Source organism: Streptomyces sp. NPDC088732 (assembly GCF_044751205.1).
Lineage (GTDB): Bacteria > Actinomycetota > Actinomycetes > Streptomycetales > Streptomycetaceae > Actinacidiphila.
The window spans coordinates 13,036-27,468 of sequence record NZ_JBIVLI010000019.1; the positions used below are offsets into that span (position 1 = coordinate 13,036).

The window sequence follows — 14,433 nt, forward strand, 5'->3', positions numbered from 1 at the left end:
CCGTATTGCGGACGTGTCGTCCAGGGACTGGAAGGCCGGTGCCGCCCCCGCCCCGGCGGTTCACCCCGTGACGGCAGCGCCGGGGTCGGGGTCCGCCAGGTAACGCTGGAGGGTCGGCGCGACGAGGCGGACGACCTCCTCGATGTCCGCGGACGCCAGCGGCTCGATGCGCACGACGTAGCGCATCATCGCGATGCCGATCATCTGCGAGGCGGCCAGTTCGGCCCGCAGCCGCGGGTCGGGGACCTTCAGCTCCGCCGCCACGCGCTCCAGCATCCGCCGCAGCACGATGCCGCGCAGCACGCTCGCCGCCGTCTCGTTGGAGACCGCCGAGCGCATCACGGCGAGCATGGGCGCCCGGGTGACCGGGTTCTCCCAGATGCTCACGAAGAAGCGGGCCAGCCGCTCGCCCACGCCGTCGGGACCGGCCGCCAGCACGTCGGGCACGCCGAACGCCGGCTCGAAGGTCATCTCGATCGAGGCGGCGAAGACCTGCTCCTTGGCCCCGAAGTAGTGGTGCACCAGGGCCGCGTCGACGCCGGCCGAGCGGGCGATGGAGCGGATCGAGGTCTTGTCGTAGCCCCGGGCGGAGAACTCCTCGCGCGCCGCGGCCAGGATGCGGTCCCGCGTCTCGGGCGTGCCCGACCGGGCTCCCGCGGGGCGGCCGCGGCCGCGCCGGCCGGTGCCGGCCGTGCTCTCCGCGTACTCCGGGGACTCCGGGGACTCCTGCGGCATCAGCCCACCTGCGCCGCGGCGGCCAGGTGCAGCCGGGTGAAGGCCAGCGCCTCGGCGAGGTCGGCCTCGCGTTCGGCGGCGGACATCGCGCGCCGGGTGTTCACCTCGATCACCACATGCCCGTCGAAGCCGCCGGTCGCGAGGCGTTCCAGCAGTTCGGCGCACGGCTGCGTGCCGCGCCCGGGCACCAGGTGCTCGTCCTTGCCGGAGCCGCTGCCGTCGGCGAGGTGCACGTGGCCGAGCCGGTCGCCCATGCGCCCCAGCATCTCCATGGTCTCGGTACGGGCGGTGGCCGTGTGCGACAGGTCGATGGTGAAGTGCCGGTAGTCCTCGCCGGTGGGGTCCCAGTCGGGGGCGTACGCGAGCATCTCGCGGTCGCGGTAGCGCCACGGGTACATGTTCTCCACCGCGAACCGCACGTCCGTCTCGCCGGCCATCCGCCAGATACCGGAGACGAAGTCCCGGGCGTACGCGCGCTGCCAGCGGAACGGCGGGTGGACGACGACCGTCGACGCGCCCAGCTTCTCCGCGGCCGCGCGGGCCCGCTGGAGCTTCACCCACGGGTCGGTCGACCAGACGCGCTGCGTGATCAGCAGGCAGGGCGCGTGCACGGCGAGCACCGGGATGCCGTGGTAGTCCGACAGCCGGCGCAGCGCCTCGACGTCCTGGCTGACCGGGTCGGTCCACACCATGACCTCGACACCGTCGTACCCGAGCCGGGCCGCGATCTCGAAGGCCGTCGCCGTCGACTCGGGGTACACGGACGCCGTGGACAGCGCGACCTTCGCATCGGGTACGCGCACGGTGTGTTCGTTCGGGTCCACAGGGTCAGGGGCTGCCACGGGGAACAGCGTACGGCGGCCGGTCCGCCGAACGGCACATCGCACCGGACCGACGTGACGCGATCGACACGGCGCGGGACGCCGGTTCCGCACGAGTCCGCAGCGGGCCGCCGAACGGTCAGACCCGCTCGCTGACCATCAGGTCCAGCCGCCGCAGGATGACGCCCTCGCGCAGCGCCCAGGGGCAGATCTCCAGTTCCGTCACGCCGTACAGGTCCATCGCCGCGTCCGCGACGAGGGCGCCGGCGAGCAACTGCCGGGCGCGGCCCTCCGAGACGCCGGGCAGCTCCTTGCGGGCGCCCTCGGTCATCGCCGCCAGCCGGGGCACCCAGTCGGCGAGCGACTTGCGGGTCAGCGTGCGCTGGATGTAGAGGCCCTCGGCGGAACGGGCGGCGCCGGCGATGCGGGCGAGCTGCTTGAAGGTCTTGGAGGTGCCGACGACGTGGTCGGGCGCCCCGACGCGGCTGAACCCGGCGACGGTGCGGGCGATCTCGGCCCGTACGTGCTTGCGCAGCGAGCGGACGTCGTCACCGGCGGGTGGGTCGCCCGGGAGCCATCCGCTGGTGAGCCGGCCCGCGCCGAGCGGCAGGGAGACGGCGGCGACCGGCTCCTCGTCCATGCCGTACGCGACCTCCAGCGAGCCGCCGCCGATGTCGAGCATCAGCAGCCGTCCCGCGGACCAGCCGAACCAGCGGCGGGCGGCCAGGAAGGTGAGCCGCGCCTCGTCCTCGCCGGAGAGCACGGTGAGATCGACACCGGTCTGCTCGGCCACCCGGGCCAGTACCTCGTCGCCGTTGGCCGCCTCGCGGACCGCGGACGTGGCGAACGGCAGGACCTCCTCGACGCCCTTGTCCTCGGCCACCATCAGCGCGTCGGCGATCTGGGAGACCAGCCGCCGCACGCCGTCCTCGCAAATGGCTCCGCGCTCGTCCAGCAGCTCCGCCAGCCGCAGCTCCGCCTTGTGGGAGTAGGCGGGCAGCGGGCGCGCACCAGGGTGCGCGTCCATGACCAGCAGGTGGACGGTATTGGAACCCACGTCGAGGACACCGAGTCTCATGCCCGGAAACCTACTGCTCCGGGTGGTTTCCCGGGACATGCGGGGTGCGCGCTGCCGCGCGGGTGACCACTGAAGATGCTCCACATGCTTACCCTGACATCGTGGCGAAGGCGAAAAAGGCGACGAAGCGGCAGGAACACCCGGTGACCGAGGACGAAGTCGGCCTCGACTTCCCGCGCGCATGGGTGGAGTTCCCCGATCCGGCCGACGACGAACAGATCTTCCGCTGCGACCTGACCTGGCTCACCTCGCGCTGGAACTGCATCTTCGGAAGCGGCTGCGAGGGCATCCAGGCGGGTCGGGCGAGTGACGGATGCTGCACCCTGGGCGCGCACTTCTCGGACGACGACGACGAGAAGCGGGTGGCGGGGCACGTGGACCGGCTCACCCCCGAGCTGTGGCAGTTCCACGACGTCGCCGCGCAGGAGGGCGCGAAGGGCGGCTGGGCCGAGGTCAACGAGGACGGCGACCGGCAGACCCGGCGCCACAAGGGCGCGTGCGTCTTCCTCAACCGCCCGGGCTTCGCGGCCGGCGCGGGCTGCGCGCTGCACCTGCTGGCGCTCCGGGAGGGCCGCGAGCCGCTGGAGACCAAGCCGGACGTCTGCTGGCAGCTGCCGATCCGCCGTACGTACGACTGGATCGACCGGCCCGACGACACGCGCGTGCTGCAGATCTCCATCGGCGAGTACGACCGGCGCGGCTGGGGCCCGGGCGGCCACGATCTGCACTGGTGGTGCACCGGCGCGCGCTCGGCGCACGGCGCGGGCGACCCGGTCTATGTCTCGTACCGCGCGGAACTCACCGAACTCATGGGCGCGCAGGGCTACGCGGCGCTCGTCGAGCTCTGCGAGCAGCGCCTCGCCTCCCTGTTGCCGATGGCACCGCACCCGGCCGACCCGGCCCCGCTGCGGGACCGGAGCCGGCCGCAGGAGCAAGAGCAGGAGCAGGGCTAGGACGACGGGGATCCGGACGGCTCGCCGCTGGGCGAGCCGGACGGTGAGGGATCCGGCGTCGGCGACGTGGACGGCGGGGGCGAGGGGTCGGGGGAGGACGGCGGCTGCGACGGGGTCCCCGTCCCGTTGATGGTGACGACGCCGCCCGAGGGGTCGAAGACGATCCGCGCCGTCCATGCCCCCGCCGGCTCCCGGTCGCGGTCCACCGACACCGTGATCGTCGTGGTGTCCCCCGGCCGCAGCATGCCGTGGCGGCGACTGAGCCGCAGCCAGGGCGCCGACCGCGCCGCCGACCAGCGCACCGCCCGGTCGCCCTCCGCCTTGAGCGTGATGACGGTCACGTCGCCCTCGCTGCGGGCGGCGATGACGAGGCGTCCCTGACGGTGGCCGGGGCGGCCGCCGTGGCCGCCGCCCGGGTCGCCGGCCTTGCTGGGGGAGCTCGACGGCGATGCCGAATCGTCCCTGCCGGACGGTGGCGCGGACACGTCGTCCTCCGCCGCGGGGGAGGCCGAGGCGACCGACACCGACAGCCGTCCGTGGCCGCCGCGCTGGGAGCGCCCGCGCTCGGCGCTGCCCGCCACACCGGCCTTCTCGTACGGGAAGCCGTCCGGCCCCTCGCCCTCGGCGGCGGTGAAGGAACCTTCCCCCTTCTGCCCCGGGGCCAGCGGCGCCCCGTGGTACGCCGCCCACAGCGCCAGCACCGGGGCCGCCACCACGGCCGCCACCACCGTGGAGGTCACCGCGCGGTGCCGCATCCGGGCGCGGCGCGCGGTGCGTTCCTTCAGGTCCATGGGGAAGCCGTGCCGGTCGAAGCGCGGGGTGCCCTGGCGGGTGCGGCCGATGCCGCCGCGCATGGCGTGCAGCAGGGCGGCGTACGCGGCCGAGCGCGGTGCCTCGACGGTCGCCAGCACGGCGGTCGCGGCAGTCGTGGCCAGGCCCGGCCACGGGCCGGCGGCGACCGCGCGCTCCGCGGTGAGCCGGCAGTGCGAGCAGACGTCCACGTGGTGGACGAGCTCGCGGCGCAGGGCCGTGCCGAGCAGCACCCGGGCGTCCCCGGCGAGCCGGGCGACCGCGGGGCAGTTGCCCAGTTCGACGACGGCCAGGGCGGCCCGGGTCCGCTCCACCTCGCAGGCGGCCTGCGCCAGCAACGCCCTCGTGGCGTCCGGCTCCAGGCCGACGACCAGCGCGACCTCGTGCGGGGCCAGCTGGTGCCGGACCGCCAGCTCCAGCACCTCGCGCTGCTCCGGCGTCGTGCCGGCCGCCTCGGGCCAGGCCAGCGCGGACAGCTCGCCGCGGCGCCGGGCGGCCACCTCCGCGGAGGCCTTCACCGACACCGGGCGGCCGTCCGCCAGCGTGCGCAGGCAGGCCCAGCGGGCCAGCGCGTACAGCCAGGGGCGGCGCAGCTCGGGGTCGCGCAGCCGGGCGCGCTGCCGCTCGGCGACGGCCAGGACGTCGCCGAGGGCCACGGCCGCGGCGTCGTGCTCGCACAGCACCGACAGGCAGTAGGTGAACAGCCCGTCCAGGTACGGCTCGTAGTGGGCGGGCGGCTGCGAGGGCAGCGTGCCGTGCGGCCGCCGCCGTCCCGCCGCCGGGCCGGCCCCGCCGCCCGCCGCGGCGCGGCCGCGCTGGACCGGCGCGCGGTGTCGGCGGTGCGCGCCGGTTGTCTGCGAGGGTGTCTCAGGCCTGCTGCTCATCACTCCGTGACGGTAGGCCCACGGTCCGTACACCCTCAGCCGTCACGGCGGGCTTTAACCCAATTGGGTGGTGATCCCCCCCGAAAGAGCACACCCCGATCACCCCCGGGGGCGACCTCTCGCCCGTGTGCGCGAGCGCTTTCGGGCGGTGCCGGGGCTGCTGGAAACGCGGTCGGCGCTGCCGGCGCTGCCTGCTCTGTCAGTGGCAACCGATACCGTGCACCGCATGGCTGCCCGGACTCGCCCCGCCTCGAAGGACCGACCGTCCTACCGCTGCACGGAATGCGGCTGGACCACCGTCAAGTGGCTCGGCCGCTGCGGCGAGTGCCAGGCGTGGGGCACGATCGAGGAGTACGGCGGCGCCTCGCCGGTGCGCACGACCGCGGCGGGCCGCGTCACGACGCCGGCCAAGCCGATCGCGCAGGTGGACGGCCGCCAGGCGACCGCGCGCGGCACGGGCGTGCCGGAACTGGACCGGGTGCTCGGCGGCGGGCTGGTCCCCGGCGCGGTGGTGCTGCTCGCGGGCGAGCCGGGCGTCGGCAAGTCGACGCTGCTGCTGGACGTCGCCGCGAAGGCGGCCGGGCCCCAGGCGCGCACGCTCTATGTGACCGGTGAGGAGTCCGCGTCGCAGGTGCGGCTGCGGGCCGACCGCATCAGCGCCCTGTCCGACGATCTCTACCTCGCCGCCGAGACCGACCTCTCCGCGGTGCTGGGGCACCTGGACGACGTCAAGCCCGCGCTGCTCGTCCTGGACTCGGTGCAGACCGTCGCCTCACCGGAGATCGACGGCGCCCCCGGCGGCATGGCCCAGGTCCGCGAGGTCGCGGGCGCGCTCATCCGGGCGTCGAAGGAACGCGGCATGTCGACGCTGCTCGTCGGCCACGTCACCAAGGACGGCGCGATCGCCGGGCCCCGCCTGCTGGAGCACCTGGTGGACGTGGTGCTGTCCTTCGAGGGCGACCGGCACGCCCGCCTGCGGCTGATCCGCGGCATCAAGAACCGCTACGGCGCCACCGACGAGGTCGGCTGCTTCGAACTGCACGACGAGGGCATCACGGGCCTGGCCGATCCCTCGGGCCTGTTCCTGACCCGGCGCGACGAGCCGGTGCCCGGCACCTGCCTGACGGTGACGCTGGAGGGCAAGCGCCCGCTGGTCGCCGAGGTGCAGGCGCTGACCGTGGACACCCAGATCCCCTCGCCGCGCCGTACGACCTCCGGCCTGGAGAACTCGCGCGTGTCGATGATGCTGGCGGTGCTGGAGCAGCGCGGCCGCATCCGGTCGATCGGCAAGCAGGACATCTACACCGCCACCGTCGGCGGGGTGAAGCTCGGCGAGCCCGCCGCGGACCTCGCCGTGGCCCTGGCGCTGGCGAGCGCCGCGATCGACACCCCGCTGCCGAAGAACCTGGTCGCCGTGGGCGAGGTGGGCCTCGCGGGCGAGGTCAGAAGGGTCACCGGCGTGCAGCGGCGGCTCGCCGAGGCGGCCCGGCTGGGCTTCACCCACGCCCTCGTTCCGCCGGACCCGGGCAAAATCCCGACGGGGATGAAGGTGACGGAAGTGACGGACATAGGGGACGCCCTGCGCGTCCTGCCCAAGAGGGCCCCCCGTCCCTGAGCCTTCCGACGGTAAACTTTGCCCTGGTCTCGCCCATCCGGGCATCCGTACGACCGGAGGAGAGCAGTGGCAGCCAATGACCGGGCGGCAGCTCCCGGGAAAGCCTGGGGTCGCGAGGGCTCCGGTACTGACAGCCTGATGCGCGCCTCCCTGAGCGCCGTGGCTCCCGGCACCAGCCTGCGCGACGGCCTGGAACGGGTCCTGCGCGGCAACACCGGCGGCCTGATCGTCCTGGGCATGGACAAGCTCACCGAGTCGCTGTGCACCGGCGGTTTCGTCCTGGACGTCGAGTTCTCCGCGACGCGCCTGCGCGAGCTGTGCAAGCTCGACGGCGCCCTGATCCTCGACAAGGACATCACCAAGATCGTGCGGGCCGGCGTCCAGCTCGTCCCGGACGCCGCGATCCCCACCGAGGAGACCGGCACCCGCCACCGCACCGCGCAGCGGGTCTCCATCCAGACCGGTTTCCCGGTCGTCTCCGTCAGCCAGTCGATGCGCCTGATCGCGCTGTACGTCGACGGTCAGCGCCGCGTCCTGGAGGACTCCGCGGCGATCCTCTCCCGCGCCAACCAGGCGCTGGCCACCCTGGAGCGCTACAAGCTGCGGCTGGACGAGGTCGCGGGCACGCTGTCCGCCCTGGAGATCGAGGACCTGGTCACGGTCCGCGACGTCACCGCGGTCGCGCAGCGCCTGGAGATGGTGCGCCGGATCGCCACCGAGATCGCGGAGTACGTGGTCGAGCTGGGCACCGACGGCCGGCTGCTCTCGCTCCAGCTGGACGAGCTGATCGCGGGCGTCGAGCCCGAGCGGGAACTCGTCGTGCGCGACTACGTGCCCGAGCCGACCGCCAAGCGCAGCCGCACGGTCACCGAGGCCCTCTCCGAGCTGGACTCGCTCCCCCAGGGCGAACTGCTCGAACTGCCCACCGTGGCCCGGGCGCTGGGCTACGCCGGCTCCCCCGAGGCGCTGGACTCCGCGGTCTCCCCGCGCGGCTACCGGCTGCTGGCCAAGGTGCCCCGGCTGCCGAACACGATCGTGGAGCGCCTGGTGGAGCACTTCGGCGGACTGCAGAAGCTGCTCGCGGCCAGCGTGGACGATCTGCAGACCGTCGACGGCGTCGGCGAGGCCCGCGCCCGTTCGGTCCGCGAGGGCCTGTCGCGCCTGGCGGAGTCCTCGATCCTGGAGCGCTACGTCTGAGTCCGGCGACCGGGCCGGCGCCCGCCGCCCGGGGTGTCCCGGGGTGCCGCGCCGGCCTGGTGTCCGTCCCGGTCAGGCGTCCTTGAGGACGAAGGACGTCTGCTTGGCCTGGAAGCCGGGCAGCTTCGCCTCGACCAGGTAGGTGCCCAGCGGTGCGGTCCTGACCTTGGGGGTCGCGCACTGCGGCGAGCTGGTCGTCCGGTCCCAGCGCAGCTCGTAGGTGGTCGAGCTGTGCGCCGGCACCTGCAGCAGGTAGCCGGACCGGTTCCTCGGGCAGTCGTCGCTGGCCCAGCGGTGGTTGTCGTCCGTGTCGGAGACGGTGAACACGGCGGCGGCCGGCCCGAAGTCCAGCTTGCAGCTGACGTCGGAGGAGTTGGTGGCGGTCAGCACGAACGTGGGCTTCTCGCCGGGCTCGTAGGAGTTCCGCTCGCTGCGCAGGCCGAGCGTGACGGACGAGGCGGCGCAGTTCGGCAGGCTGGAGCCGGCGGGCAGCTGCACGCCGCCCCCGCTGCCGCTGCCGCCGCTCCCGGAGACCCCGCTGGAGGAGCCGCCGCCGGAGGAGGAGTCCGTGCCGCCGTCGGCCGAACCCCCGTTCGCGCCGGAGTCGCCGGAGCTGCCGCCGGCGTCGCTGCCACCGGTGTCGCCGGTGCCGCCGCCGGACGAACTGCCGTCCGTGGCACCGGAGTCACCGGCGCCGTCGCTGGAACCGCCGCCCGAGGAGGAGCCGCCGATCGAGCCGCCGGGACGGGAGCTGTTGAGCGGCCCGCTGGCGGACGGACCGGGCGTGATGGAGGGCACGGGGGTGTGACCGCCGGGACCGCCCGCCCTGCTTCCGCCGCCTCCGTCACGGAAGTTGACGGCCCACACCACCAACGCGGTGATCACCAGGAGGAGGAGCGCCACAACCGCCCGTCGTCGCCAGTAGATGGACGACGGGAGAGGTCCCACGGGATTGCGCACAGAGCCCACGCGCAAACCTTATGCGCTTTCCCTTGAATCGGACCAAGGCACGCGCGGCACGCAGGCAACTTGTGTGATTGATCAGCAGATCTCCCCTGCCTGCCGGGCGGGTTCCGGGGCCGTAGGATCGATGACGCTATGAGCGAGCACCGTGATCTCCACTCCCCCGTGATCGACTGGTTCGACGAGAACGCCCGGGACCTGCCGTGGCGCCGCCCCGAGGCAGGCGCCTGGGGCGTCATGGTGAGCGAGTTCATGCTCCAGCAGACGCCGGTGGCGCGGGTGCTGCCGGTGTACGAGCAGTGGCTGGAGCGCTGGCCGGACCCGGCCGCGCTCGCCGCCGAGCCCTCCGGCGAGGCGGTCCGCGCCTGGGGCCGGCTGGGCTATCCGCGCCGGGCGCTGCGGCTGCACGCCGCCGCCACCGCGATCGCCCACCTCCATGACGGCGAAGTCCCCACCGATCACGGCGAGTTGCTGGCCCTCCCGGGCATCGGCGAGTACACGGCGGCGGCCGTCGCCTCGTTCGCGTACGGGCAGCGGCACGCGGTGCTGGACACCAATGTGCGGCGGGTGTTCGCGCGCGCGGTGACCGGCGTGGAGTACCCGCCGAACGCCACGACCGCCGCCGAGCGCAAGGTCGCCCAGCGCCTGCTGCCCGCCGACGAGGCGACCGCGGCCCGCTGGGCCGCCGCCACGATGGAACTGGGAGCGCTCGTCTGCACCGCGCGCGGCCCGGAGTGCGTGCGCTGCCCGATCGCCGCGCAGTGCGCCTGGCGGCTGGCCGGTTCCCCGGCGCACGAGGGCCCACCGCGCCGCGGCCAGACGTACGCGGGAACCGACCGGCAGGTACGCGGCAAGCTGCTGGCGGTGCTGCGCGACGCGACCGCCCCGGTGCCGCAGGCGGCCCTGGACGCGGTCTGGCACGAGCCGGTGCAGCGCGCCAGGGCCCTGGACGGGCTGGTCGCCGACGGCCTGGTGGAGCCCCTGGCGGGCGGGGTGTACCGGCTGCCGGGCTGAGCAGGCGCCCCCGTTCCCACCCCGGGCCGGAAAGCCCGCCCGTTACACAACCGATGGGTTCCTGTGCGGCCGCTGTGCGGCTGCGGTGGCGAAAGCCGTACATGCCCTCCGTAGCGTCGGCCGCGTCGTGATGGAACGCGCGGAGCGGAGGAACGCCATGGGGGCGAACGCCGAGGGGTCAGCCCAGGTGATGGACTTCGAGGAGTACGTACGGAGCCGTCAGGACGCCCTGCTGCGCAGCGCCCGCCGTCTCGTCCCCGACCCGATCGAGGCGCAGGACCTCGTCCAGACCGCGCTCGCCCGCACCTTCCCCCGGTGGGACGACATCGCCGACAAGAACCTCGCCGACGCCTACATGCGCCGGGTGATGATCAACACCCGTACCGAGTGGTGGCGGGCCCGGCGCCTGGAGGAGGTGCCGACCCCCGAACTGCCCGAGAGCGCCGTCGACGACGGCGCCGAGCAGCGCGCGGACCGCGCCATGCTGCTGGAGGCGCTGCAGCACCTGGCGCCCAAGCAGCGCCAGGTGGTGCTGCTGCGCCACTACCGGCAGCTGAGCACGGAGGAGACCGCTCACGTTCTGGGCATGTCGGTGGGTACCGTGAAAAGCACACTGCACCGGGCGCTGGCGCGACTGCGCGCCGACCTCGAACGGCAGAGCAATGGGTACGGAAGGTCCGAAGGGCCCGGAGTCGTCAGGACGGAGGGTGTGTGCGCCGCAGCATAGTCCCGGTCGGCGCCGCCGTCGCCGCGGTCGCGGTGTGCGGGTCGGCGCTGGTCGCGGTGACCGGCTGCCGTGACGCCGGCGGGGTCCGCGAGGAGGGCACGGCGCTCGCCTCCGCGCTCCCGGGGCCGGGCCCCCTGTCCACGGGTGTCACACCGGTCGCGCCGGCGCGCCGGTCCTCCGACGGCGTCTCCCCGGGCCCCGCGCGCACGCCTGTCGCGAACGCGGTGCGCCTGGTGCAGTCCGACCCCAAGGTCGCCGAGGACATCCGCGCGCGGCTGGTGGCGTGCGTGGCCGCCTCCTCGGTCCCCGGCTCGACCGCCCTCGACGCCACCCGCGACGGCGCCGCCGGGAGCGCCCCCACGGTGGCGCCCTCCCCGGCCCCCGGGCCGCTGTACCCCGTCGACGACCGCTACGGCGACCTGACGGGCAGGGGCGCGGACGACCTCGTCGTCACGGTCTCGACGTGCGGCGACGGGGTGGGCATCGGCGCGTACGTCTACCGCCGCGAGCACGGCCGGTACGTCAACGTCTTCGCCGACGAGCAGCCCCCCGTCTACGCCGAGATCAGCGACGGCGCCCTCAAGGTCACCCACCAGGTCTACGAACCGCAGGACGCGGTGTCGAACCCCTCCGGCGAGGACATCACCACCTACCGGTGGAACGGGAGGCGCTTCTCCGAGACCTCCTTCAGCCACCGTGACTACGAGAGCGGCACCGAGGACACCTCCCATGGCTGACACGCACGTCCTGTTCGTCGAGGACGACGACGTCATCCGCGAGGCCACGACCCTGGCGCTGGAGCGGGACGGCTTCGAGGTGACCGCGGTGCCCGACGGGCTGTCCGGGCTGGACGCGTTCCGTGCCCGCAGGCCCGATCTGGCGCTGCTGGACGTGATGGTGCCGGGGCTGGACGGGGTGAGCCTGTGCCGGCGCATCCGGGACGAGTCCACCGTGCCGGTGATCATGCTGTCGGCGCGGGCCGACGCGATCGACGTGGTGCTCGGCCTGGAGGCGGGTGCCGACGACTACGTGACCAAGCCCTTCGACGGGGCCGTGCTCACCGCCCGGATGCGGGCCGTGCTGCGCCGCTTCCGGCTTGCCGCCGCCGGCGAGGAGCCGGCCGGGACCGGGGTCTTGGCCTTCGGCGACCTGGAGGTGGACCCGGAGGGCATGGAGGTGCGGCGCGGCGGCGAGCGGCTGGCGCTGACCCCGACGGAGATGCGGCTGCTGCTGGAGTTCTCGGCGGCGCCCGGCACGGTGCTCTCCCGGGACAGGCTGCTGGAGCGGGTCTGGGACTACGCGTGGGGCGGCGACACGCGCGTGGTGGACGTCCATGTGCAGCGGCTGCGGGCCAAGGTCGGTCAGGACCGGATCGAGACCGTGCGCGGCTTCGGCTACAAGCTGCGGGGCTGAGCCCGGTGACCGCACGCCGGGCCGGCAGGCTCCGCCCACTGCCGAAGATCGGTCTGCGCTGGAAGGTGTGCGCGGCCATCGCCGTGGTCTCCGCGCTGGTCGCGCTCGTCCTGAGCCTGGTGGTGCACAACGCGGCCCGCGCCAGCATGATCGACAACTCCCGCGACGTGCAGAACGAGCGGGTGCAGTTCGCGCAGCGGATCTACGAGTCCACCGGCCGGCTCACCATCGACGCCCAGCTGAACGACCCGGCGCTGCCCGCCCCGCTGACCCGGCTGGCGCGCGAGGGCAAGCGGGCCACCTTTGTCGCCGACACCGGCGGGGCGCCGGTGGTGTGGGCGGAGACCCCGCTCGCGGACGGCAAGATCCTTTCGCTGAAGACCACCTTCACCGACCGCTTCTCGGTCCTGGAGGATCTGGACCAGGCGCTGGTCATCGGCTCCACCGCGGTCGTCGTCGGCGGCACCGCGCTCGGCGTCCTCATCGGCGGCCAGCTCTCGCGCCGGCTGCGGAAGGCCGCCGTGGCCGCCGGCCGGGTGGCGGACGGGGAGACCCGGGTACGGGTCCGGGAGGCCATCGGCGGCCGGGTCCGCGACGAGACGGACGAACTCGCCCGCGCGGTGGACGCCATGGCGGACGCCCTGGCCGGGCGCCTGGAGGCCGAGCGCCGGGTCACCGCCGACATCGCCCACGAACTGCGCACCCCCGTGACGGGTCTGGTCACCGCCGCCGAACTGCTGCCCCCGGGGCGCCCCGCGGAACTGGTCCGGGACCGGGCGCAGGCGCTGCGCACCCTCGTCGAGGACGTGCTGGAGGTCGCCCGGCTCGACGGCGCGGCCGAGCAGGCCGATCTCCAGGACGTCGCCCTCGGTGGCTTCGTGCGCCGCCGGGTCGCCGCCGTCGCCCCCTCGGCCACCGTGGACGTGCGCGACGACGCGGTCGTGCGCACCGATCCCCGGCGCCTGGAGCGCGTGCTGGCCAATCTGCTCGGCAACGCCGTGCGGCACGGCAGGCCGCCCGTCGAGGTCACGGTGGACGGCCCCTACCTGGAGGTCCGCGACCACGGCCCGGGTTTCCCCGAGGCCCTGCTCCGCGACGGCCCCAGCCGCTTCCGCACCGGCAGCAGCGACCGCGGCGGCGGCCACGGCCTCGGGCTGACGATCGCCGCCGGGCAGACCCGCGTCCTCGGCGCCCGCCTCACCTTCCGCAACGCCCCCGACGGCGGCGCCGTCGCCCGGCTGCTGCTCCCCCGGGACTAGGCCGCGGCCGGGCTCAGCCCTCGATCCGCTCCTGCGTGCCCTCGCCCCACTCCTTGCTGAGGTCCAGCCCGTCGCGCCGCTGGGTGAGGCTGAACCAGTTGCCGGAGTCGTCGCGCATGATCGCCTCGGTGCCGTAGGGGCGCTCCTGGGGCTCCTGGAGGAAGGTGACGCCCTTGCCCTTGAGGTCGCGGTAGGTGGCGTGGATGTCGTCGGTACGGAGCACGCCCGCGCCGAGGACGCCCTTGGCCACCAGCGAGCTGAGCTGCTCGGCGGACTCGGGGTCGAGCGCGGGCGGGCCGGGCACCATGAGGGTGATCTCGACGTCGGGCTGCTCCTTGGGGCCCACGGTCAGCCAGCGCATCGCCCCCATGCTCATGTCCGTGCGGACCTCGAAACCGAGCTTGTCGCAGTAGAACTCCTTGGCGCGTTCCTGGTCCTGCACCCAGACGGTGACGATGGAGATACCGGTGATCCCAGTGGTCATGACCTGCTCCTGAGGGGGTCGCGTGCTTGCCCCTCCACGCTAGGCGGGGGCCGCCTCACGGCGCTTCTCCGGAATTGCGGAATCCGCCGGCCCAGAACAGGGCGTAGCACCCGGGTATCAGGGCCGCGCCGCGGCCGAGGTGCCGGCGGCGGTACTCGGTCGGGGTGAGCCCGGTGTGCTGCTTGAAGCGGCTGGAGAAGGTGCCGAGGCCGGAGAAGCCCACGAGTGTGCAGATCTCGGTGACGGCCAGGTCCGCCGTGCGCAGCATCTCCTGCGCGCGCTCGATGCGGCGCCGGCTCAGGTACTGCCCGGGGGTCTCCCCGTACACCGCTTTGAAGGAGCGCACGAAGTGGTAGCGGGAGTAGCCGGCGTGCGCGGCCACCGCGTCCAGGTCCAGCGGCTGGGCCCAGTCGCGGTCCATCGCGTCCTTGGCCAGCCGCAGCTGCCGCAGGAGCCGGAGATTCACCGCCATACGACGAT

The 14,433-nt window shown here is 74.1% G+C and carries 15 protein-coding genes; 8 read left to right on the forward strand and 7 right to left on the reverse strand.

The genetic code is table 11. From position 1 onward, the window contains the following. Positions 1-60: 60 nt before the first annotated feature. The 3 genes from ACIP9H_RS29025 to ACIP9H_RS29035 all read right to left on the reverse strand — a co-directional run bounded on the left by ACIP9H_RS29025 (position 61) and on the right by ACIP9H_RS29035 (position 2,634). Positions 61-735: a TetR family transcriptional regulator gene (locus ACIP9H_RS29025; RefSeq protein ID WP_401595718.1), complete on the reverse strand. Its 675-nt coding sequence runs from the start codon at positions 733-735 to the stop codon at positions 61-63. Continuing rightward, the gene (locus ACIP9H_RS29030) at positions 735-1,538 is read right to left on the reverse strand and encodes a sugar phosphate isomerase/epimerase family protein (protein ID WP_401595885.1); all 804 of its coding nucleotides are present in this window, start codon (positions 1,536-1,538) and stop codon (positions 735-737) included. Before ACIP9H_RS29030 ends, ACIP9H_RS29025 begins: the two co-directional genes overlap by 1 nt. 157 nt (positions 1,539-1,695) lie before the next feature. After that, complete coding sequence (locus tag ACIP9H_RS29035; RefSeq protein WP_401595721.1) at positions 1,696-2,634, reverse strand: Ppx/GppA family phosphatase; 939 nt, start codon at positions 2,632-2,634, stop codon at positions 1,696-1,698. Positions 2,635-2,735: 101 nt separating this feature from the next. Between ACIP9H_RS29035 and ACIP9H_RS29040 the strand changes: the two genes are divergently transcribed. Next, on the forward strand, positions 2,736-3,587 hold the full coding sequence (locus tag ACIP9H_RS29040; protein WP_401595724.1) for a hypothetical protein: 852 nt from the start codon (positions 2,736-2,738) through the stop codon (positions 3,585-3,587). Here the strand turns inward: ACIP9H_RS29040 and ACIP9H_RS29045 are convergent. Continuing rightward, positions 3,584-5,281 (reverse strand): sigma-70 family RNA polymerase sigma factor, encoded by a 1,698-nt coding sequence (locus ACIP9H_RS29045; protein ID WP_401595726.1) that lies wholly within the window; start codon positions 5,279-5,281, stop codon positions 3,584-3,586. The two genes, ACIP9H_RS29040 and ACIP9H_RS29045, sit on opposite strands and share 4 nt — an antisense overlap. A gap of 226 nt (positions 5,282-5,507) precedes the next feature. On the opposite strand from ACIP9H_RS29045, the gene radA reads away from it, so the two are divergent. Both radA and disA read left to right on the forward strand, forming a co-directional pair. After that, positions 5,508-6,896, forward strand: coding sequence for a DNA repair protein RadA (radA, locus tag ACIP9H_RS29050; RefSeq protein ID WP_401595729.1), 1,389 nt, complete (start codon positions 5,508-5,510; stop codon positions 6,894-6,896). A gap of 66 nt (positions 6,897-6,962) precedes the next feature. Further along, on the forward strand, positions 6,963-8,093 hold the full coding sequence (disA, locus tag ACIP9H_RS29055) for a DNA integrity scanning diadenylate cyclase DisA (RefSeq protein WP_360910326.1): 1,131 nt from the start codon (positions 6,963-6,965) through the stop codon (positions 8,091-8,093). 72 nt (positions 8,094-8,165) lie between these two features. Here disA and ACIP9H_RS29060 read toward each other — a convergent pair whose 3' ends face one another. Beyond that, on the reverse strand, positions 8,166-8,996 hold the full coding sequence (locus ACIP9H_RS29060; protein WP_401595732.1) for a hypothetical protein: 831 nt from the start codon (positions 8,994-8,996) through the stop codon (positions 8,166-8,168). Positions 8,997-9,191: 195 nt separating this feature from the next. On the opposite strand from ACIP9H_RS29060, the gene ACIP9H_RS29065 reads away from it, so the two are divergent. The 5 genes from ACIP9H_RS29065 (at position 9,192) to ACIP9H_RS29085 (ending at position 13,469) form a co-directional block, all read left to right on the forward strand. Further along, complete coding sequence (locus ACIP9H_RS29065; protein ID WP_360910322.1) at positions 9,192-10,070, forward strand: A/G-specific adenine glycosylase; 879 nt, start codon at positions 9,192-9,194, stop codon at positions 10,068-10,070. 157 nt (positions 10,071-10,227) lie between these two features. Beyond that, complete coding sequence (locus tag ACIP9H_RS29070; RefSeq protein ID WP_401595736.1) at positions 10,228-10,797, forward strand: SigE family RNA polymerase sigma factor; 570 nt, start codon at positions 10,228-10,230, stop codon at positions 10,795-10,797. Then, positions 10,782-11,534, forward strand: coding sequence for a hypothetical protein (locus ACIP9H_RS29075; RefSeq protein WP_401595739.1), 753 nt, complete (start codon positions 10,782-10,784; stop codon positions 11,532-11,534). Before ACIP9H_RS29070 ends, ACIP9H_RS29075 begins: the two co-directional genes overlap by 16 nt. After that, a complete protein-coding gene (gene cseB / locus ACIP9H_RS29080) occupies positions 11,527-12,210 on the forward strand; it encodes a two-component system response regulator CseB (protein WP_401595741.1) in 684 nt (227 codons plus the stop codon). The genes ACIP9H_RS29075 and cseB overlap by 8 nt, the downstream gene beginning before the upstream one ends. Before the next feature lie 5 nt (positions 12,211-12,215). Continuing rightward, positions 12,216-13,469: a sensor histidine kinase gene (locus ACIP9H_RS29085; protein ID WP_401595744.1), complete on the forward strand. Its 1,254-nt coding sequence runs from the start codon at positions 12,216-12,218 to the stop codon at positions 13,467-13,469. A 13-nt stretch (positions 13,470-13,482) separates the two neighbouring features. On the opposite strand, the gene ACIP9H_RS29090 is transcribed toward ACIP9H_RS29085, so the two are convergent. Together ACIP9H_RS29090 and ACIP9H_RS29095 are read right to left on the reverse strand one after the other, a co-directional pair. After that, complete coding sequence (locus tag ACIP9H_RS29090) at positions 13,483-13,953, reverse strand: VOC family protein (protein WP_401595747.1); 471 nt, start codon at positions 13,951-13,953, stop codon at positions 13,483-13,485. Between the two features lie 55 nt (positions 13,954-14,008). Beyond that, on the reverse strand, positions 14,009-14,425 hold the full coding sequence (locus ACIP9H_RS29095) for a helix-turn-helix transcriptional regulator (RefSeq protein ID WP_401595750.1): 417 nt from the start codon (positions 14,423-14,425) through the stop codon (positions 14,009-14,011). Between the last annotated feature and the right edge of the window lie 8 nt (positions 14,426-14,433).

Excerpts from the sequence above, each read along its gene's own strand:
- ACIP9H_RS29025 (WP_401595718.1), bottom strand. The coding sequence starts at position 735 with ATGCCGCAGGAGTCCCCGGAGTCCCCGGAGTACGCGGAGAGCACGGCC.
- ACIP9H_RS29035 (WP_401595721.1), bottom strand. The coding sequence starts at position 2,634 with ATGAGACTCGGTGTCCTCGACGTGGGTTCCAATACCGTCCACCTGCTG.
- ACIP9H_RS29045 (WP_401595726.1), bottom strand. The coding sequence starts at position 5,281 with ATGAGCAGCAGGCCTGAGACACCCTCGCAGACAACCGGCGCGCACCGC.
- radA (WP_401595729.1), top strand. The coding sequence starts at position 5,508 with ATGGCTGCCCGGACTCGCCCCGCCTCGAAGGACCGACCGTCCTACCGC.
- ACIP9H_RS29065 (WP_360910322.1), top strand. The coding sequence starts at position 9,192 with ATGAGCGAGCACCGTGATCTCCACTCCCCCGTGATCGACTGGTTCGAC.
- ACIP9H_RS29070 (WP_401595736.1), top strand. The coding sequence starts at position 10,228 with ATGGGGGCGAACGCCGAGGGGTCAGCCCAGGTGATGGACTTCGAGGAG.
- cseB (WP_401595741.1), top strand. The coding sequence starts at position 11,527 with ATGGCTGACACGCACGTCCTGTTCGTCGAGGACGACGACGTCATCCGC.
- ACIP9H_RS29090 (WP_401595747.1), bottom strand. The coding sequence starts at position 13,953 with ATGACCACTGGGATCACCGGTATCTCCATCGTCACCGTCTGGGTGCAG.
- ACIP9H_RS29095 (WP_401595750.1), bottom strand. The coding sequence starts at position 14,425 with ATGGCGGTGAATCTCCGGCTCCTGCGGCAGCTGCGGCTGGCCAAGGAC.